This is a genomic window from Microbulbifer mixtoriginis (SeqCode) (genome assembly GCF_052467705.1).
Window position 1 is genome coordinate 2,428,372 of sequence record NZ_CP174322.1, and the last position, 18,549, is coordinate 2,446,920.

An 18,549-nucleotide genomic window follows, 5' to 3' on the forward strand; every position below is an offset into this window, starting at 1 on the left:
GCACACTTCTAACGCAATTTGTATATAGGTGACAAATATCGTCAGAAAGGCACCGATATAGGCAGGCTTTAGTTTCTTCATTTTTTTAAATGCGACACAGAAAATTATTCACGAAAAAATAAAATTCTTTTCGTATTTTCATTTCGTGACTCATTGGAACTTAACTCTTAATCCTTACCTAACACACAAATCAAAAAATAAGATTTCAGGCGATTATGGACAAGTTATTTAGCAAAAATTTACTGGTGCTGGCATTAACTGCAGCTTTGGCTGCGTGTAGCGGCGGAGGGGGCGGTTCTTCAGACTCTGAACCTGAGACACCAGCTGTGGGTGATGGTGGCAGTAATAATGGTGGTGATCAGGGTGGCGATAACCAAGGAGGTGATAGTGGTTCCGGCGATACTGGGAGCGATACGCCCCTTCCCGATAATGATCCCTCAACGGTAACGGTTGGAGATGTTTCTACTTCCGATCTGGGGTTTGCCACTATAACTGCTACAGATATCACCCTGCCTGATGCAATGGTAAACGCCCAAGAAGTTTACCAGCTTGCACACTATATTGGCCGAACAGATAGTGAGCAAGATGAAGAAAATATCGACATCCCTATTCGTAGCTATACGGCAACTTGCGCTACGGATACTGATAAGCCGCGGATGTTCGTGTCCACTACATTATCAGAAGGGTTAAAAGCTTCTGATCCAACATACGGTTCTGTTTACGAGCTGCAGTATAACCCTGAAACCTCAAGTTTCGATCAAACGGGTAATACCACGATCCTTAAGCAGTGCTATGAAACCCATGGTATTACTGCAAGTGCAGACTGCTCTAGAGTCGCTGTTTTATGCAACACCGAATATAAAGCAAGTGAGCGTTACGATGTTCAGAAAGACCTTGTAGAGGAGTATGGTACTACTTGGATGAAGATTGAGGACAATCTCGACGCTGTTGCTGGTACTGATAATGAGAAAAAGTACAATGATCAGATTTGGTTAATGGAGTGGGATAATAAGCCCTTATCTGAGAAGCCTGATGCTTACGTAGTTAATAAAATGCACGGTGGCACTCACTTAGGTGCTCAAGAGCTACTGTATGTTGAAAATGATAGTAAAGGGCGTACAAATTATGCATTCTCAGTCACTGCACGAGTACTTGTCAGTGGCTCTCACTATTCAGCTGGACTGACTGTTATTGAGCGAGATGATTGGTCTTTGAACATGTCCGGAAGTGATAATAGGGGTTGGGACTGGGCATGTGGACATGGGCATGTGCTTAATATCCGGGCTTTCTATAATCCTGGGAATGAAATGTTTGGAGCGCTTTGTACCAGTGACGGAAATAAATACCATCCCTCACCTGGTTTGAAAGCGATCGCTATTAAAATGGAAGATAGCGACTCTTTTGAGGGTACTTATAATCACGTAGTCCCTACTACAAGTGCGATGATCTCCAATGGGGGAGGGCACACAGTTGTTCCAGTGGATGCGAACACGAATCTCTCAGTGGTTGTTTCGCCGAAGTACATCGAAGATGAGAATATGAATATGTTCTTACAGGATGTACTTGGTATAGATACTAGTGGCGATGGCCCCTTTGATGACCAATGTGCGGCTGAAGATTATAAAAATTGCTTCTTTGCATATCTTGAAGATAACTACTATGGTGGCGATTACCCGCTGATTGCTAGGCAAGGGCTCTATTCTGGCGGCGCCTTGGATAAATCATCCTTAACTCGCGTAGGCATTGCAAAAGTTGATGGCCGAGGCGATATAGAGGGAAATGGGATCAATTGGTTGGCGGAAGATTCCGACTGCCAAATTAGTGACCCCCAGCTCGTCGACCTGAAGAACGGCCGCTACCTGTTTGGTTATGCACAGTTCCAGTGTATTTCCGATAACCTTCCCTACAATCGCAGTTACAACAAGAAAGGCGAGGCTATGCGTATGTTGGTACCTAAAGCCTACTATGTGATGGAGATTGACGCAGACCTCAATGTACTTGAAGGGCCAGTAAAACTCACCGATTATGGATGGGGTGGATTGGATGAGCCGATGTATCTAGGTAACGGCAAAGTGGCCTGGAACTATATCAAGAATCCTACCTTTGAGAATTATATCGGCGGTCAGCAAAACGTGTGGCAAGCGATTGTTTACCACTCTAAAAGTGTGAACTAATCCAGCTATTCATCTTTATACGGGGGTAGGCTTGCCTACCCTCGCAATTTCTGATGCTTATAATTGCACCGCTTTAGTGAGTTTAAAATAATTAAAGGCTCAAGTCTTATCTATTCAATGTGATTTTAACTTTCCACTGCAGTCTTAGTATTACATCTTTCAACTACATCATAGATTTTTTTAGATAGCTCTTTAAGCATATTAATTTGAGGCCTTTCTGCATTCCTGTTGGTGAGAATGACAAGTGCAAGCCCTGTTTCAGGAGCAACATAAGCGGCCGTGTATACCCCAATATTGCCACCCCAATGGCTTAAATAGGAGCGCTTTTTGTAGTTATAGCTATTCCATGCAACAAGTTGACTTTCCAGATGGTCTGGAATGCCACTCATGGAGCGCTCAGCAAACATCTCTTGAAGCACCTTTTGGGAGGAAATAGTCTCCCTCATAAATACACCTGAATTAGCAACCGCACCGAAGAATTTTGTCAAATCTGATACTGTTGAGCGCAACATTCCTGCCGGATATCCGGGAGTACTACTTTGTGCAACTGCGACAAGCTGGCCATCAGAAAGGGTTTGATAAGGCGTTGCGACTTCTAACCCAGACGTATCTGCTATAGTCCAGAAAGTATGATCCATTCCCAGTGGCCCAAAGAAGTTTTTCTGAGTCCAATCTTTTAAATTCAATCCAGATTGTTGCTCGGCCCAGTTGCCCAACAAGTTGTAGCCCATATTGCTGTAGCTCCATTGCTCCCCGGGCGGGGATTTCAGGAAAGACTTATCTGCTGAATAATATTTGCCACTCTCTAGAAGGACATCTTCCAGCAGCTCGGAAAGCTTCATTGCTGAATCTTGCCCGGGTGTTCTGAAATCCACCTCATAATACATACCATCCTGTATGCTGGATGTATGTGTAAGCAATTGGAGTAGGGTGATTCCCTTTGAGGGGTGATGGGGGTTCGCTAGGAGAGAGCCTGGTTCAAGGGCCACAGAACTTTCTAGTTCGAGCAAGTGCTTATCAGCAATCTCCATTACCGCCAAAGCTGTGATTGGCTTGGTTACAGAGGCTATCTGGAAAATAGTGGAGGGAGTAACCGGTGTTTTGTGTAACTTGTCAGCAAAGCCAAAACCTTCTTCATACACCAACTCTCCGTTTAACGCTGCTCCTATCGCTACTCCCGGTATATCGGCCTCAACTCTAAGAGCTTCAATATCCTTTGAAAGATCTTGTAACTGTACAGAGCAGTTTGTTTGAGCTAGCGCTCCCCAAGACTGTAAGAAAAGAGTGAAGATGATCCATTTTGTCCGCATTGCTATCCTCCATAAATATATTTATAAACATGTTTATAAATATATTTGAAGGTTATGGTAGAATCAAGCATCAATACTCTGCTGATGAGCCCCAAATTAATTTGAAAGATGGATGAGAGTTGTCTTTTATGAGCCCTGAGAATTACTTTATTGGCAAGACTGCGGAGACTATCTCTACTCTTATCACCAAGCAGTGCGAGATAATTCTCACGAGAAATGGTGTGCAAGTTCCGGTTAAATCTTGTTCAATCATCGTGACTTTGCATCGATTGGATGGATTGTCATTGAATGAAATTGCTCGTGAGACAGACTCCTCCCCTCAGCTGATTAAGCAGAAACTTCCGAAGTTACTTAAGCTCTCACTCATTAAGCATGAAGATGACTCAAGTGATAAGCGAAGGAGGCTTTTCTTTCTGACAGATAAAGGAAAGCTGCAGGTAGAGAAAATACTTGAAACATTTCAGGAGTTAGAGCGTTCACTGGATAGGCTCAATAAACATCTGGGGTTCAGCCTTCCCGAAAAGCTCGAGGAAATAAAACGGGCACTTACTGAAGTTCCACTTCATTCAGATGGCGAGCATTCTATTAAACAATAATTTGCCTTTGAGGAAGGTGAATTATGGAGTAATAACACCTTTGCTCAATAATGCTCATGGTCTATGAAGCTACTAAGAGAGTGCGGAGTAAACAACTGATAGGGGACATGAGACATTCCAACAATACCGTGGTTCTAAGGTTCCAATTGAATAGTTCTCGATAGTGATCCTGCCTTAATGACAAGAGATGAGCATGTTTAGGGTGTGCATTTTTGAAAGGGCAAGCTTGCCGAGGCCAAACCCAGCCCCGGCATAAAGAAACCCATCAGCAGTTAACGGCGTTAACGGCCAACCCGCCCAGAGAAGTCTCTTTGTATTTGCTCTGCATATCGATACCGGTCTGGCGCATGGTTTCGATCACGCTATCTAGCGGTACGATATGGGAGCCGTCACCGCGTAGGGCCAGGCGTGCGCCGTTGATGGCTTTTACCGCGCCCATGGTGTTGCGTTCGATACAGGGCACTTGCACCAGGCCGCCGATGGGATCGCAGGTGAGGCCCAGGTTGTGCTCCATGCCAATCTCGGCAGCGTTTTCGATTTGCTGATTACTGCCGCCTTCCACGGCGGCCAGGCCTGCGGAGGCCATTGAGCAGGCTACGCCGATCTCACCCTGGCAGCCCACTTCGGCGGCGGAGATAGAGGCATTTTTCTTAAATAGCATGCCGATGGCGCCGGCAGTGAGCATAAATTTCACCACCTGCTCTTTGAGTTCTCCGTGCACTTTCGGGTCGTGCACAAATTCCACGTAATAGGCGATCACTGCGGGAATAACACCGGCGGCCCCATTGGTTGGGGCGGTAACGATACGTCCGCGAGCAGCATTTTCTTCATTGACGGCAAGCGCGAACAAACTCACCCAGTCGAGGATGGCGAGGCCGCGATTGCGTTCTTCCGCTGTTTGTTTGCTCAACTCCTGATAGAGCTCGGCGGCTCGGCGGCGTACCTTCAGGCCGCCGGGCAGAATTCCTTTTTGTTGGCAGCCCCGCTCTATGGAGGCTTTCATCACTTTCCAGATATTCCACAGGCGGTCCTTGACTTCCTGCTCGCTGCGAAATGCTTTTTCGTTTTCCATGGCCAACTCGGCAATGGTCCAGTCGTGCTGATCGCAGATCTTCATCAGCTGTTCGGCACTACTGAAATCGTAGGGCAGCAGCGTGGCAATTTCTTCTTTGTGAGCGAAGTCTTCCTCTGAGAGAACAAAGCCGCCGCCGATGGAAAAATAACTGCGCTCGAATAGCAGTTCTTCGCCGCAATAGGCTTGGCAGGTCATGCCATTGGAGTGTTGCGGTAGGAACTCTTCCATATGGAAGAGCAGGTCGCGATCGCGAACAAATTCTATTTTGTGGTCACCATTAAGTGTCAGTGCTTGTTCGCTGTGAATGGCGGCCATCTTTTCATCGATACTATCGACATTGATGGTATCGGGGGTTTGGCCAAGCAGTCCCATCAGTACCGCCATATCGGTGCCGTGGCCGATTCCGGTCAGGGCCAGGGAACCGTAAAGGTGTACTTGAATACGGTCGGTTCTTGCGAGTTGGTCGCGGTCGCGCAGGTCCTGAACAAATTGGCGGGCGGCGACCATTGGGCCCACCGTATGGGAGCTAGAGGGGCCTACGCCAATTTTAAACAGTTCAAATACGCTAATACTCATATAAATTCTCTGCGCTGGGCCGCAGACAGTCGCGGCCTTCCCTTAAGGATATAGTTGCACCATTTGGGGGCGCACTTTGCCCTACAAGGCGCAACAATCAAGATGGCAGTCGCTATTCCGTACAAAATTCTATTTGTTACGGCTTTTGCGGAATTTATGAGTTTCCAGATTGTGGCTGTGAAACAAGCTATGGCGCTTCCGCGACCAAAACAGCCCGTTTGGGCGCGGGGTGACCTTCTACTGTTTTGTCCGGTGATTGCGGATCGAGAAAGTCGGCCAGTGATTCAAAGTGCATCCAGTCGGTGCGCCGCTGTTCCTCCAGGCTGGTGATATTCAAGTCTACTGTCCTAGGATTGCGAAAACCGCACTTTCGTAGCCAACTTTCCAGGGTGGCGCAGCTGGGAAAGAACCATACATTGCGCATTTTAGCGTAGCGGCCCTCTGGTACCAGGCAATCCCCGAGCCCGCCATCAATCACTAAGGTCTCCAGCACCAGTTGTCCACCAGGGCGCAGGGTCTCACGCAACTCGCGCAGGTGGTCCATCGGCGAGCGGCGGTGGTAGAGCACACCCATTGAAAAGGTGGTATCGAAGGCGCGCAGATTTGCGGGCAGGGCTTCGATGCCGAGTGGCAGCAGGTCTACCGGCTGTTCGTCGCCGAGATATTTTTTCAGGGCGTAAAACTGCGCGACGAATTTTGCCGAGGGATCTATGCCGATCACCCGCCGGGCCCCAGCGCCATAGGCGCGCCAACAGTGGTAGCCGTTGCCGCAGCCAACATCCAGTACCAGTCTGTTTTCCATAGGCGCGAGGTGCGGCAGCACCCGGTCCCACTTCCAATCGGAGCGCCACTCGGTATCGATAGGCAGGCCAAATATTTCCCAGGGGCCTTTGCGCCAGGGGTGTAGTTTTCTCAGTTCCTGTTCTAGTCGCTGCAATTGCTGAGGCGAGGCGTCGCTGGCCTTGCCGATACGCACGCTATTGCTGAGCTCGATGCTGGAGGGAGCGATATTCGGTAGGGCTTCGACAGCTGCGCGCCAGTCGGGCAGGTCGCCCCAGCGATGAGGGCTAAGGTTTTCGGCTACCTGTTGAGGAAGCTGAGCCAGCCAGCTGCGCAGCTCTGGGATATGTTGCAAGCCTTGGTAGAGTTGGGTGTAGTCAATCACGGGTAGTTACTTGTCGGGGCTGCCTTTGATGGCGATCAGGGAGGCAAAGTTAAAACATTGGAACCAGACATCGACGCTAGTGAAGCCGACGCTCTTAAGACGAGAGCGGTGGGTGTCTAAGGTCTCTGGAATCAGCACATTTTCTAAAGCGGAACGTTTCTGTGCAATTTCCAGTGCGCTGTAGCCATTGGCGGCCTTGAAAGAGTGGTGTAACTCAATCATCAGTTCATTGTGGTCTTTATCGGCGAAGTCCACTTTCTCGGAAATAATCAGGATGCCGCCGGGGCGCAGTCCCTGCTGGATTTTGCGCAGGATTTCCTCGCGCTCCTCAACCGGAATAAATTGCAGGGTGAAATTCAGTACCACAACGGAGGCGTTTTCAATCGCTACGTTTTGTAGGTTGTCGCAAATGAGTTGCACGGGTACTTCACCGCTATCCGCTTCGAGTACAGTGCGCGCCTGGGATACCATCGCTTCGGAATTATCTACGGCAATGATTTCGCAGTCTGCTGCGGGAATACGGTGGCGCATGGCCAGGGTGGCGGCACACAGTGAGCTGCCCAGGTCATAACAACGGCTGCCCGCTTGGGCATAGCGTTCCGCGAGGGTGCCGATCATGGCCACGATGGTGGTGTAGCCGGGCACGGAGCGCTTGATCATGTCTGGGAAGACTTGCACCACCTGCCGATCAAATTCAAAGCCGGCCACCTGGCCCAGTGGGTTTGCGTAGATATTATCTTGTTTGCTCATCGGGACTTCGCTTAGGGATCACGGCATGGATCCAGGAGAAATGATTACTGCCGAGTACTATTTATTTGCAAGCGGGTAAAACCGGCGCCCCGGCAGCTAATACTGCCGGGGGCCTGCCTCAATTACAGTTTTTCTTCTTGCAGGTTGAGCTTCGCAGCCGCTTCACTGCCCTGGGGGCCGGTGACAATCGCGGTGCTGGCTTTGGACGGTTCCAGGTAAGTGGCACCAACGCGCTGCAGGTCTTGCAAAGTAACTTCGGTTACCCGCTTGCGGAACTGTTGGCGTACTTCGTGGCTGCGTCCATAGAGGCCTGAGTGGAAGTTCTTTTTGGCCTCACCGGCGGGGGAGCCGGGTTTATCCAGGCCGCCGATCACACCGAGGATCGATTCCTCCACTTGCTCTTCTTTGTGCTTGCCTTCGGCCAACCACTGCAGAGAGGCATCGAAGTCTTCTAGAGTTTCTCCCATACGCGGATCGCGATATGAGTAAAAGCGGAACACCCCGATATTACTGTCGTGTCCGGCACCACCGCCGTAGGCGCCGCCCTGTTCGCGAATCGTGCGGTGCAGGAAGCCATTGCGCAGGAAACCGCTCAATACGGACAGCGGTGCGGCATCCGGGTGCGACATGGGTACGGTGGCGTAAGCTTTGGAGCAGAAATTCACCTGGCTGTTGGCCACCCAGAGCTCCTGTACCCGTCTGCGCTCGAAAGGCGCGTCCGGATTGGCCGCAGCCGTGCTGGATGAAGAGATAAGTGGTGCCAGTGCTTGGCTGAAGTCACTGAGTTTTTCCTCTTCGCCAATAAGCAAGAACTGGCGCGGGGCGGCGAGGATTTTGTTGTGGATTGCCTGGAAGTGCGCAGAAAGTTGCTGCAGGCCATCTTTCTCATCGAGCCCTTTGACCATGGCTCTCAGGTTGCGCAGGCCAAGCAGTCCACCGCTGGCGTGGCTCTCCCAGGCTGCGCGATTGTAGCCAGCACTGGCGGCTGCCATGGCGAGGGCATGGCCGTTGCCGACAACACCCTGTTCGCGGCGCGCAAGGGTCTGTTGCAATAACTCTTTGATGCGGGCGTGCTCATCGAAGCGCACTTGCGCCATCGTGGCCTGCATCAGCTCGGTCAGTTCACCTTGGTTTCGAGAGAGTGCCTTGCCGGAGAGAATAAAGTGGCCGGACAAGTGATCCAGGTTGTCGATGGCGGTGCGGCTGCTGGTGAAACCGTGCAGGGCACCGGCGACACGGGTCTGCCACTGCTGGACTTCCAGGTAGTCTTTATCGGCGAGGCCAACCTCACTCAATACCTGGCAGTAGTAGGGCAGTAGCGCCTTTTCCTCTTCGCTAAATTCGGGCAGGGCGCACACCATTTGTTGGTAAACCAGACCATTGGTGCCAGCGCTGTAGCGGGTGAGTTTTTGTTCGCCGATCTCAGTGATTTCACCCTCGACATCGGGCATTTCTGCGGGAATATCTTCTACCCCCACTTTGGGCAGGATGGAGGCATCGTCTTCGCGATTCTGGCGGTCCGTGAGGGCCTTGGCAGTTTCGACTATTTGCGCTTTTTCCTGCTCGCTAAGGCGCGCTTTGATCTGTGCCAACTGCGCCTTTTCCGCCTGCTCTTTACGCCCGGCCAGTTTATCGTCCGGGCTCATTACCAGGCGCACGCGGTGCTGGTTTTCCAGTAGGAGTTCGCGCGCTTTATTGGCGATAAACATCGGGTCTTTGATCTGATCGCGCAATTTTTCCAGGGTAGCGTCGATATTCAGCAGGCCAACCGCATCACCGCGGTGAGTGGCGCCGGTGAGTGCGGTAAGGATTAGCTGCAGGCCATAGGGGTAGCCGTCACCACCGATTTCGCGCTGTTGCAGTTCCAACTGATGCAGACTGGCAGCTACTTGCTCGTAGGGGATGCCTTTCTCGGCGACTTCTTCCAATACGGCGAGCACTTGTTTTTCCAGCTCGTCGGCGCGCTCGCGCTCGCTGCCTTCAATGCCACAGACAAATACCAGCTCCCGCTGGGAATCGTCCAGCCCGATAAGGGGGGAGGGGGAGGTGCCGAGGTCAGTGGTCTCGAGCAGTTTCATCAGTGGGGAGGCGCTGTTATCCAGCAGCACGCCGGCGAGCAGGTGTGCAGTGAGGGCTTCTTCCAGATCGGTAACGTCGCCGAGTAGCCAGCTCAGAACGATATGGGTTTTTTCTTCCAGTGCTTCACCACTAAGCGGGTAGTGCTCTTCCACCTTGAGCGGGGCGTGATAGCGGTCTTCGCGGCCCACTTCGATCGTCTTGTCCAGCTTCTCAAATTTGTGCAGCGCTTTTTCTTCGAAAGCTGCCTGGTGTTCGGCGGCGGAAATATCGCCGAAAGTCATAAAAATGGCGTTGCTGGGGTGGTAGTGACTGCGGTAGAAATCTACCAATTCCTCATAACTGAGTTTGGGGATATCTGTAGGCTCGCCACCGGAGTTGAAGTGGTAAGTCGTGGTGGGGAACAGATATTTACTCAGGGTGTGCCAAAGCTGCGAGCTGACCGAACTCATGGCGCCCTTCATTTCATTGAACACCACGCCTTTGTATACCAGCTCGCTGCTGGTGTTTTCGGTTTCGGCGAATTCCAGGCGGTGCCCTTCCTGGGCAAAATCCAGTGGGTCCAGTGTGGCGAAAAATACCGCATCCAGGTAGACATCGAGAAGGTTATTGAAATCCTTGCGATTCTGGCTGGCAAAGGGGTAGGCGGTCCAGTCTGAGCTGGTGAAGGCATTCATAAAGGTGTTGAGTGAACGCCGAATCATCATAAAGAAAGGGTCACGCACCGGGTATTTGTCACTGCCGCACAGTGCGGTGTGCTCAAGAATATGGGCCACACCGGTGGAATCGTGAGGCACAGTGCGCAGTGCCACCAGGAAAACATTTTCCGCGTTGTCTGCGGCAATGTGCAGGTGTTGGGCACCGGTGGTGGTGTGGCGGTATTCCTCGACACGTACGCCGAGGGAATCGATATCTGCGCTGGTAACCAGTTCAAATGCAGGATGTGAGTTGTTCAAAAGACAGCTCCCTGGAGTTATAGAAAATTTTCTGGCCGGCCTCTGCTGCCGGCGAAAGGGCGCTATTCTACCGCTTGCACACACCGGAAAGACAGTGTTGACAAGGATGTCAGCAAGGCGAAGACTTCACCTACTGAAGCCCCGGCATAAATGTAGACGAACAGGGAGATAGAGGTTGTCCTGGTTGGATATCGCCAGCGTCACTGGCTTTTTAATCACATGGGTCGGTTACACCGTCTTTGCACGCAAGAAAGCCAAAGAGACTTGGTGTCTCACATCATCATTACAGTGGTACCGGGTGGAGTGGATGCTGCGCATGCTCGATCGGGATATGCGCATGGCAGATACCGCAATCCTCAGTAACCTGGAACGGGTGATTGGTTTTTTTGCCTCCACTAGTATTTTAATTTTGGCAGGCCTGGTGACTGCCTTGACGGCGAACAAAGCTGCCATCGAAGTGCTTACCAGCTTGCCTTTTGCCGAGCCTACCACGGTTGAGCAGTTTGAACTGAAAGTGATGCTGCTTATCCTGATTTTTATTTTCGCCTTTTTCAATTTCACCTGGTCCCTGCGCCAATACTCGTTTGCCAATGTGTTGATTGGAGCCGCACCTCCGCCGGAAGCGGGTGAACTGTCGGAGGATGAGCGCCTTCGTTTTGCTATCAGCACCGCTAAGGTGATCGACCACGCCGGGCACAGTTATAACTACGGCCTGCGCTCCTATTACTTCTCCATGTCGGTGCTGGGCTGGTTTATCCATCCGCTGCTGTTTATTGCCGGTTACCTTTTTGTGGTTTGTGTCTTGTATCGGCGGGAATTTATGTCCCGCGCACTCAACTCGATTTTGGCGGCGCGGGAGGGCGGCCTGGAGCGCCAGCAGAGGAAGAAGTTCAGTGGAAAATAGTGAAATTGTGGCGGCTTTTGACAGGGTGGCCAAGCTACGGGGCTGGGAGCAACTACATACTGCAAAGAATCTGGGGGTGGCACTTTCGGTAGAGGTGGCCGAGTTGAATCGGCATTTTCAATGGTGCGAAGACGCGGATATTCATTCGCTGATGCGGAGTGAGAATGCTAGAGAAGTTGCTGCAGAGCTGGCGGATATCCAAATGTACCTGTGTAAGTTGGCAGAGGTGCTGGGGGTGAATATGGATTTAGCGCTGCGCAATAAGATTGCGGAAAATGAGCGCCGCGCGAGAGAAGTTGTAGATGGTGGGGCTCCATGAGTGAGGCAGGTTTCAGTGACAGGAACTTTGACGACCTGGCGCATCGATTTCGCGATCGTATTTATGGCGGCCTCAAGGGGGATATCCGTCTGGCGGTGTTGAATCGGGATTTAGCTGCGATCGTCAGCCGGGAGTCGCGCACCTTAAAAATCGTGGATGCAGGTGGTGGCCAGGGGCACTTTGCCATGGACCTGGCGGCTGCGGGGCATCAGGTGTACTTGGCAGATATTTCGGCGCAAATGCTGGAGCACGCTGCCGCTGAAGTTGAGGCGAGACATTTACAAAAGCGGGTAACCCTTTTGCATAAGCCCCTACAGGCGTTGGCACAGATGAAAGCGTTGCAGGGCGCGGACCTTGTGATTTGCCATGCAGTGCTTGAATGGCTGGAGGAGCCGCGCTTGGCCTTACAGCAGCTACACCGTTTGCTCAAGCCGGGTGGCCATTTGTCCCTCACTTTTTACAATCGGCGCGCGCTGGAGTTTCGCTTGTTGCAGCGCGGCAGTTTTCGCCAGCTGGAGCGCAATATCGATGAAGACTATTGGGGTGGGCACCCCGGGAGCCTGACACCACAAAACCCACTGCTATTGGAGTGGGTGAGTGATTGGCTGCAGGAGGCCGGTTTTGAGGTGACCTGCCACAGCGGTATTCGTTGCTTTCACGATTTTATGACGCCTGCTATTCGTGACAAGTTACCCGCTGCGGCAATTGTACAAAAAGAATTGGAGTATTCTCAGACCGACCCTTATCGCCAGTTGGCGCGCTATGTTCACCTCTTGTGTCGTGTACCAGAATAACCTTGCCCTGATAAAGAGTCGCGATCAGAGCGTATTCAGCAGCAGTTCTTTGGCGGCATTTACTCGTGAGGCTAGATAGTCGTTGCCGCCGCGATCCGGGTGTAGTTTTTGAATAAGCTTGCGGTGAGCGCCGATAATTTCATCGCGTCCGGCATTGGCGCCAACGCCTAGAATTCGTCGCGCTTCGTGTTCACTCAGAGGCGGCCCTTGGTCGGCCTGGGCGGCTTTTTGTTCCTGATGGGGTTCCTGTTCTTGTTGTTGGTTTTGATTTTGTCGATTGCGCGCATAACGCTCGAACAAGGGGGCCAGCCAGGGCATTAAACGAGTGAGTTGATTGAGCAGGCGGCCCAGCACCGGTAGGATCAGCAGAACCATGGCACCGACCCAGTGCAGCCTTCCGCTGACGGCTAGTAACACTACGATGACTGCTGCACCCAGTAGGGTGATAAAGAAAATCTGCTTGCGCCTATCGCCTTTAGAGCTGGACTTGATTTTCTGCCAGGCATACCAGATGCCGAGTAAGATCAGTATTAGAAGAATTAAACGTGCCAATGGCGGCTCCTTAGGTTCTGCACTTGCCAAGTTTGTGCCCAGGGCTTAAATATCTTTTCGATCCCATGGATTGTCAGGTTAACATGGCTCGCCTCAAGCCTTTCCAATCTCTGGGCGGAATGAGGGCTTGTGGCTATCCTGTTTGAAGAAAATTTCAGCACTTGAGATAACAGTATGCAATACGACAAATTCCAGATCCCGGATGCGGATCAGATTTTGCCCGGCCGACCACAGCCGATGGAAATCACCGGTATCCATCATGTCAACGGCAACTCAATCCAGGAACCATTCCCCGAAGGCATGGAAGTCGCAATCTTTGGTATGGGATGTTTCTGGGGTGCGGAGAAACAGTTTTGGGACATTGACGGTGTCTATGCCACTGCGGTGGGCTACTCGGATGGTGCCACCGAGAATCCAAATTACGATGAGGTATGTAGTGGGCGTACCGGGCATGCCGAAGTCGTTAAGGTAGTGTTTGACCCCAACAAGGTCAGCTACTCGGAATTACTAAAAACTTTTTGGGATATGCATGATCCCACCCAGGGAATGCGCCAGGGCAATGATATCGGTTCCCAATACCGCTCCTGTATTTTCTGCACTCACGAGGGGCAAAAGAAAGAAGCGGAAGCGAGTAAAGAAGCGGTGCAAGCAGCCTTGAACGAAAAGCAGCGCGGTGAGATTACTACCGAAATCAGTATGGCCCAGCCATTTTATTACGCCGAGGAATACCACCAGCAGTATATGGCGAAAAATAAAGAGGCCATCTGTCCAATATTGCGCAACCCCATGTACGATTGAGTCAGATCCGTTCGGCCAGAGGGGCGGTAACCACCGCCCCTTAATCCTGCCTGCCCAATAATCTCATTTTATTTCTTACTCAGCTTTTTCATGGTCTGTCATGTCAGCTCATGGTGCGTTTATTGAGGGTGCTGTTTTCCGCTTTATTTCCCTTGCCGTTGATGCGCGCACCAGTCACTCCAGCTGCCGGGATAGAGCAGGGAGTCCCGGCGTCCGGCAAGTTGTTGGGCAAAATAGTTCACACAAGCTGTCACCCCGGAGCCGCAGTAATTCAGAATAGGGCGTCCATCGGAGCGAGCGTCCCATAGTGCTTGGAGTGCTGCAGTTGACTTCACTTTACCTGCATCATCGGTCATTTCGCGCCAGGGTTGGTTAATCGCACTGGGAATATGGCCGGCAATAGGGTCTATGGGTTCGTGTTTTCCGGCGAAGCGATCCTCATCGCGGGCATCGATCAGCTGCCAGGGTGCATTGCCCAGGGAGGCCTTGAGGGTTTCGTAGTGCACCAGCAGGTTATCTTTGGGGTTTGCTTTGAAATTACCCTCTGGTGTGGTGGCGGGTTCACGGGTCTCTAGCGATAGGCCGGCATCGAGCCAAGCCCGCAGGCCCCCATTAAGAACCTTAATATTGGTGTGGCCAAAGAAGAAAAACAGGAACCAAGCCCGTGCGGCAAAGCCCAGGCGATTATCATCGTAGACAACGACTGGCGTATCGGCGTTGATCCCCAGTTTGCGGGCGAACTGTTGGAACTGGGCGTTGCTGGGCATAGGATGGCGCCCACCTAATTGATGGGTAGGGGCCGATAAGTCCCTATGCAGGCTGGCATAGTGGGCTCCGGGAATATGCCCCGCTGCATACGCCAGGGCGCCACTCTCCTTATCGGCGAGGTCATAGCGACAATCCAGAATCCCTACGGTTTTGTTAGCGATTAATTCCTGTAAGTCTTCCACCTCAATAAGCGAAGCGCTGCGAACTCTGTCCATGCTGTTTCCTGCTGTCGTTCAAAGACACCAATTGATTAAGGGCTGCTTTCTGGGGCCTGTACTCCGCTGAAAGGAGCCTCTGTCTGTTTATCTTGGTTCTGCCCCTGCTGTTCTTCCTGGATCTGATCGGCCAGCTCCTGCTGGCGGCAGGTTTTGGTGGGCTCGGTCTGGTCGCTTGTCGGGTTATCGAGAAAGCGTGCTGCCGCTTTTTCGGCACAGCTGCTGGCGGAAATAATATCGTGAGCCAGTTGAGGGAAGAGCAGCCACTGGTGATTGGGTAGTGCCTTGCGCGCTACATCTACATCTTCGGCTGATAAAACAGGATCTAGGCCGCCGTGTAGCACCATAACCGGCGCGGGAGTGGCGATGGGTTGTGATTCCAGCAGTGGTGCGGCGGGGATCGCCCAGATTCGGCATTGTAGTTGCAGCAGTTTCAGGTCTGAGCGCACGGCGCCACCGAGGATGCCGGTGTCTTCGGCGCTCTCGCGGGCCTCGTCGAAATCGACAAAGGGGGCTTCCTCATAGCAGAAATGGCTGACTCCGGCGGCATCGCCGAAGTAGGGGTCCAATACGATCTCCATAAAGTGCCCTATGGCCTTTTGTGCGGGCTTCAGACCTTTATCGCCACTGTTTTCCAGGCCCTCAATGAGTTTTGGTAATTCACTGTAAAAGTTCTCGTTGTATAGGGCCTGGAACAGTACCCGCAGCAAGCGTTGGCCAGTGAGTACAAAGGGATAGGGCTGGTTGGAATAGCGGTGTTTGATGGAGATCGTACGTGGCTCTTCATCCAGGGTTTGCACCAGATTTTCCAGGCGGCGGCGCAAGTCTGGGTAGCGGCTGTTGCATTTCGCATCTTCAATACAGTGCTTGAGGCCGCGCTCGTAAGCTGCCAGTGAATCTTGTGCCAACTGTTGGGTGTAGACAATATTAGGAAAGACGGCGCTGTTGAGTACCAAGGCGCGGGTTGAATCGGGGAAATCCCGCGCATAGGTGAGGGCATAGCGAGAGGAGTAGGAAACGCCGTAGAGGTCGAGTTTATCGATTTTTAACCGCTTGCGGAGTTCATCTACATCCCGCGCAATCACCGAGCTGTTGTATTGCGCCATATCTGCGCCCTTGCTCAGGCGGCTATAGCAGCGCTCCATACTGAAGGCGAAGACACGCGCTTCTTCTTCCGGGGAGAGATTGCGCTGGAAAGCTGTCTGCGCATCTTCGATAAATTCGCTGCAGGTAAGGCGCGGCCTTGCCATGCCGGTGCCGCGCGGGTCTATCACAATCAGGTCGCGCCCATCCTCTACAGTCATGGCGGCGTAATTCAACCATAGCCAATCGCTGGCGTTTTCTGGTTCCAGGCCCATGCTGGCACCGGGGCCACCCGCCCCGAGATGCAGCAGCGGGGCCTTGTTTGGCGCTGGATTTTTGGCGCGAAAGCGTATGACCGGGAAGCGGATTTTGCGCCTTTCTGGATGGGCGTAATCCTCCGGTACTTCCATCATGAAGCACTGAGTGGCGGGCCAGCTGTCGTCTGTTTTGAACCAGCAGGATCTGGGGTATAGGTGGGTATAACTTCTGGGCTTTTTCGCTGCGGGGGAAGTTGTCCCCTGTTCAGACCGATCACAGGCACTCATCAGCAGGCCGATCAAAATGATGGAGGCGGTCAGTGGGCGGAAGTTTCGCACTAAGAGTATTCCTGTGGGCCGAAAAAGTTCTGGGTTTTGTAAATTGAGCCGCTCAATGATTGCCAAATCGGGCAATGGGAGCGGATAGATTCCATCGCAAGGCCGCTAAGCGAATTGACAAGGTCACCACTACAGCGATGGCAATCACCAGATCCCCCGGCAACTTACCACTGGCATCCAAGGCAACTAATACAGCGGCGCCGGTAAGAGCTGCTGTGGCATAGATCTCCCGGCGCAATAGCAATGGGATATCGCCGGAAAGTACATCGCGAATTACTCCTCCGAAGGTGGCGGTCATCATGCCCATTACGATCGCAATAGTGGCGGAATAGCCAAGTTCTAAACCTTTCTGCGTGCCGATTACTACAAACACCGAGAGGCCGATAGCGTCTGCCACCATCAGCAGACGCATGGGTACCTGTAGATAGCGTATCAGGTAAAAACTAATTACACCGGTCGCGACAGCAATCCACAAATAGTAGGTGTCCTGCAGCCAAAATACGGGGATATTGAGGATGATGTCCCGGATGGTGCCCCCTCCCGTAGAGGTAACGCAGGCGAGCACTACTGCGCCAAATAAATCCATCTGCTTGTGACCTGCAGCGAGTACGCCACTAAAGGCAAAGACTGCGATACCGATCATATCGAACCAATGCAGCAGCTCATCCATATCATCATTACATCCTGGAATTGGCGGGCAGGGGAGAATAGCACTTCTATTTAAGCAAAGGGAATCGTCTACTTTACCGCTGGAGAGAAGTGTGAGGTCGTGCAGAGTGGGGCATTAGAGCAATTCCGTTAGCGGTTGCTATGTTTGGCAAAGCGGGGAGTTGTTTTCTTCCGCTCCAAAAATTTTTACCCCCCTATAAACGCTAAAAAGAGAGCCTGCTGAAGTGGCAGCGAAACGGGCAGAAGCACAGGATGGATAACTCTTAACATGCCAATTCATAGCATTTTAAAAGCACTGGCTTGTGTATTCATCATTGGTATGGCCTATCCGATTGTTAAGTTGGCTCTCAGTGATGTTCCCCCTTTGATGCTCACGGCGATGAGATATGCCTTGGCGTCTATTCCATTTGTTTGGTTTTTCCCTTTTCCAAAAACCTCAGTATGGAATGTTGTCCTGATCGGCGTATTTTTACAGCTTCTTACTACTGGACTGGTTTACTTGGCGATGCGCACTGATGCGCAGGCAGGAATTGCCTCGCTGCTGGTGCAGTCACAAGTGATTTTCACCTTAATTTTCAGTATCTGCTTTTTTGCGGAAAAAATAAGTTGGCAGCAGCTTGTGGGTCTGTTGATCGCGGCTGCTGGCTTTACATTGTTTTTCATTGATGCCGATAAGGGAGGGGCCACAACACAGAAAGGATTTTTGCTCTTGATGGGCTCGGGTATGGCTTGGGCCATTGCTAATCTGGCTTTGAAAAGAATGCGGGGAGTAAATTTATTCCATCTGATGGTCTGGGCATCGCTGGTGCCGCCAATTCCTCTATTCGTATTGTCCTATTTCTTGGAAACTCGAAAGCCCGTTCAGCATTTACTGGAGGCCTCGCCAATAGCCTGGGGTGCGATCCTCTATCAAAGTCTATTCCTTACGTTGCTTGCTTATGTTTGGTGGGGGGACTTGATTAGGCGTTATTCAGCTGCTTTTGTTGCCCCCTTTGGGCTTCTGGTACCGGTATTTGGTTTGATGGGATCCTGGGTGATTTTAGGCGAATCGATGGATGCGATGGAGTGGGGTGCATCTCTATTGGTTTTTATCGGAATTGCTTTTTGTGTGATTAATGTGCAGGCGATAGAGGCACAGGCCAGGTAATAGCAGTGCGCTAAAAGGGAGAAAAG

16 protein-coding genes are annotated in these 18,549 nt (G+C 51.7%); 7 read left to right on the plus strand and 9 right to left on the minus strand.

The features are described from left to right. Nucleotides 1–215 precede the first annotated feature (215 nt). A complete protein-coding gene (locus ACJJIB_RS10795) occupies nucleotides 216–2,174 on the plus strand; it encodes a hypothetical protein (protein WP_444886048.1) in 1,959 nt (652 codons plus the stop codon). 125 nt (nucleotides 2,175–2,299) lie between these two features. Here the strand turns inward: ACJJIB_RS10795 and ACJJIB_RS10800 are convergent, their stop codons facing one another. Beyond that, nucleotides 2,300–3,484, minus strand: a complete 1,185-nt coding sequence (locus tag ACJJIB_RS10800) for a serine hydrolase domain-containing protein (protein WP_444886049.1) — start codon at nucleotides 3,482–3,484, stop codon at nucleotides 2,300–2,302. Nucleotides 3,485–3,612: 128 nt separating this feature from the next. Here ACJJIB_RS10800 and ACJJIB_RS10805 point away from each other — a divergent pair, with 128 nt between their 5' ends. Beyond that, a complete protein-coding gene (locus ACJJIB_RS10805; protein ID WP_444885117.1) occupies nucleotides 3,613–4,080 on the plus strand; it encodes a hypothetical protein in 468 nt (155 codons plus the stop codon). A 265-nt stretch (nucleotides 4,081–4,345) separates the two neighbouring features. Here the strand turns inward: ACJJIB_RS10805 and ACJJIB_RS10810 are convergent, their stop codons facing one another. From ACJJIB_RS10810 to ACJJIB_RS10825, 4 genes are all read right to left on the minus strand, one after another. Then, nucleotides 4,346–5,731 (minus strand): L-serine ammonia-lyase, encoded by a 1,386-nt coding sequence (locus ACJJIB_RS10810; protein WP_444886050.1) that lies wholly within the window; start codon nucleotides 5,729–5,731, stop codon nucleotides 4,346–4,348. Nucleotides 5,732–5,918: 187 nt separating this feature from the next. Beyond that, complete coding sequence (cmoB, locus tag ACJJIB_RS10815; protein ID WP_252085732.1) at nucleotides 5,919–6,896, minus strand: tRNA 5-methoxyuridine(34)/uridine 5-oxyacetic acid(34) synthase CmoB; 978 nt, start codon at nucleotides 6,894–6,896, stop codon at nucleotides 5,919–5,921. 6 nt (nucleotides 6,897–6,902) lie between these two features. Further along, nucleotides 6,903–7,646 (minus strand): carboxy-S-adenosyl-L-methionine synthase CmoA, encoded by a 744-nt coding sequence (gene cmoA / locus ACJJIB_RS10820; RefSeq protein ID WP_252085733.1) that lies wholly within the window; start codon nucleotides 7,644–7,646, stop codon nucleotides 6,903–6,905. A gap of 122 nt (nucleotides 7,647–7,768) precedes the next feature. Further along, nucleotides 7,769–10,678 carry an insulinase family protein gene (locus ACJJIB_RS10825; protein ID WP_252085734.1) on the minus strand — a complete coding sequence of 970 codons (2,910 nt, stop codon included), beginning with the start codon at nucleotides 10,676–10,678 and terminating at the stop codon, nucleotides 7,769–7,771. Between the two features lie 175 nt (nucleotides 10,679–10,853). Between ACJJIB_RS10825 and ACJJIB_RS10830 the strand changes: the two genes are divergently transcribed. The 3 genes from ACJJIB_RS10830 to ACJJIB_RS10840 are packed head-to-tail and all read left to right on the plus strand — an operon-like array spanning nucleotide 10,854 to nucleotide 12,695. Then, entirely contained in the window at nucleotides 10,854–11,582 is a 729-nt protein-coding gene (locus tag ACJJIB_RS10830; protein WP_252085735.1) for a DUF599 domain-containing protein, read from the plus strand. Beyond that, complete coding sequence (locus ACJJIB_RS10835) at nucleotides 11,572–11,901, plus strand: nucleotide pyrophosphohydrolase (RefSeq protein WP_444886051.1); 330 nt, start codon at nucleotides 11,572–11,574, stop codon at nucleotides 11,899–11,901. Before ACJJIB_RS10830 ends, ACJJIB_RS10835 begins: the two co-directional genes overlap by 11 nt. Beyond that, the gene (locus ACJJIB_RS10840) at nucleotides 11,898–12,695 is read left to right on the plus strand and encodes a methyltransferase (RefSeq protein WP_444886052.1); all 798 of its coding nucleotides are present in this window, start codon (nucleotides 11,898–11,900) and stop codon (nucleotides 12,693–12,695) included. The genes ACJJIB_RS10835 and ACJJIB_RS10840 overlap by 4 nt, the downstream gene beginning before the upstream one ends. Nucleotides 12,696–12,719: 24 nt before the next feature. Here ACJJIB_RS10840 and ACJJIB_RS10845 read toward each other — a convergent pair whose 3' ends face one another. Continuing rightward, nucleotides 12,720–13,247, minus strand: coding sequence for a J domain-containing protein (locus ACJJIB_RS10845; protein ID WP_444886053.1), 528 nt, complete (start codon nucleotides 13,245–13,247; stop codon nucleotides 12,720–12,722). A 174-nt stretch (nucleotides 13,248–13,421) separates the two neighbouring features. Between ACJJIB_RS10845 and msrA the strand changes: the two genes are divergently transcribed. Beyond that, nucleotides 13,422–14,045: a peptide-methionine (S)-S-oxide reductase MsrA gene (gene msrA / locus ACJJIB_RS10850; protein WP_444885109.1), complete on the plus strand. Its 624-nt coding sequence runs from the start codon at nucleotides 13,422–13,424 to the stop codon at nucleotides 14,043–14,045. A 143-nt stretch (nucleotides 14,046–14,188) separates the two neighbouring features. Here the strand turns inward: msrA and ACJJIB_RS10855 are convergent, their stop codons facing one another. The 3 genes from ACJJIB_RS10855 to ACJJIB_RS10865 are packed head-to-tail and all read right to left on the minus strand — an operon-like array spanning nucleotide 14,189 to nucleotide 17,377. Then, the gene (locus ACJJIB_RS10855) at nucleotides 14,189–15,028 is read right to left on the minus strand and encodes a sulfurtransferase (protein ID WP_444885108.1); all 840 of its coding nucleotides are present in this window, start codon (nucleotides 15,026–15,028) and stop codon (nucleotides 14,189–14,191) included. 35 nt (nucleotides 15,029–15,063) lie between these two features. Then, nucleotides 15,064–16,707, minus strand: coding sequence for an alpha/beta fold hydrolase (locus ACJJIB_RS10860; RefSeq protein ID WP_444886054.1), 1,644 nt, complete (start codon nucleotides 16,705–16,707; stop codon nucleotides 15,064–15,066). A 52-nt stretch (nucleotides 16,708–16,759) separates the two neighbouring features. Next, nucleotides 16,760–17,377 carry a trimeric intracellular cation channel family protein gene (locus tag ACJJIB_RS10865; RefSeq protein WP_252085742.1) on the minus strand — a complete coding sequence of 206 codons (618 nt, stop codon included), beginning with the start codon at nucleotides 17,375–17,377 and terminating at the stop codon, nucleotides 16,760–16,762. A 267-nt stretch (nucleotides 17,378–17,644) separates the two neighbouring features. Between ACJJIB_RS10865 and ACJJIB_RS10870 the strand changes: the two genes are divergently transcribed. Beyond that, nucleotides 17,645–18,523, plus strand: coding sequence for a DMT family transporter (locus ACJJIB_RS10870; protein WP_444886055.1), 879 nt, complete (start codon nucleotides 17,645–17,647; stop codon nucleotides 18,521–18,523). The last annotated feature ends 26 nt before the right edge of the window (nucleotides 18,524–18,549 follow it).

Bases quoted from the DNA above. Each gene is read 5' to 3' on its own strand.
- ACJJIB_RS10795 (WP_444886048.1), top strand. From the start codon at position 216: ATGGACAAGTTATTTAGCAAAAATTTACTGGTGCTGGCATTAACTGCA.
- ACJJIB_RS10800 (WP_444886049.1), bottom strand. From the start codon at position 3,484: ATGCGGACAAAATGGATCATCTTCACTCTTTTCTTACAGTCTTGGGGA.
- ACJJIB_RS10805 (WP_444885117.1), top strand. From the start codon at position 3,613: ATGAGCCCTGAGAATTACTTTATTGGCAAGACTGCGGAGACTATCTCT.
- ACJJIB_RS10810 (WP_444886050.1), bottom strand. From the start codon at position 5,731: ATGAGTATTAGCGTATTTGAACTGTTTAAAATTGGCGTAGGCCCCTCT.
- cmoA (WP_252085733.1), bottom strand. From the start codon at position 7,646: ATGAGCAAACAAGATAATATCTACGCAAACCCACTGGGCCAGGTGGCC.
- ACJJIB_RS10840 (WP_444886052.1), top strand. From the start codon at position 11,898: ATGAGTGAGGCAGGTTTCAGTGACAGGAACTTTGACGACCTGGCGCAT.
- msrA (WP_444885109.1), top strand. From the start codon at position 13,422: ATGCAATACGACAAATTCCAGATCCCGGATGCGGATCAGATTTTGCCC.
- ACJJIB_RS10855 (WP_444885108.1), bottom strand. From the start codon at position 15,028: ATGGACAGAGTTCGCAGCGCTTCGCTTATTGAGGTGGAAGACTTACAG.
- ACJJIB_RS10865 (WP_252085742.1), bottom strand. From the start codon at position 17,377: ATGGATGAGCTGCTGCATTGGTTCGATATGATCGGTATCGCAGTCTTT.
- ACJJIB_RS10870 (WP_444886055.1), top strand. From the start codon at position 17,645: ATGCCAATTCATAGCATTTTAAAAGCACTGGCTTGTGTATTCATCATT.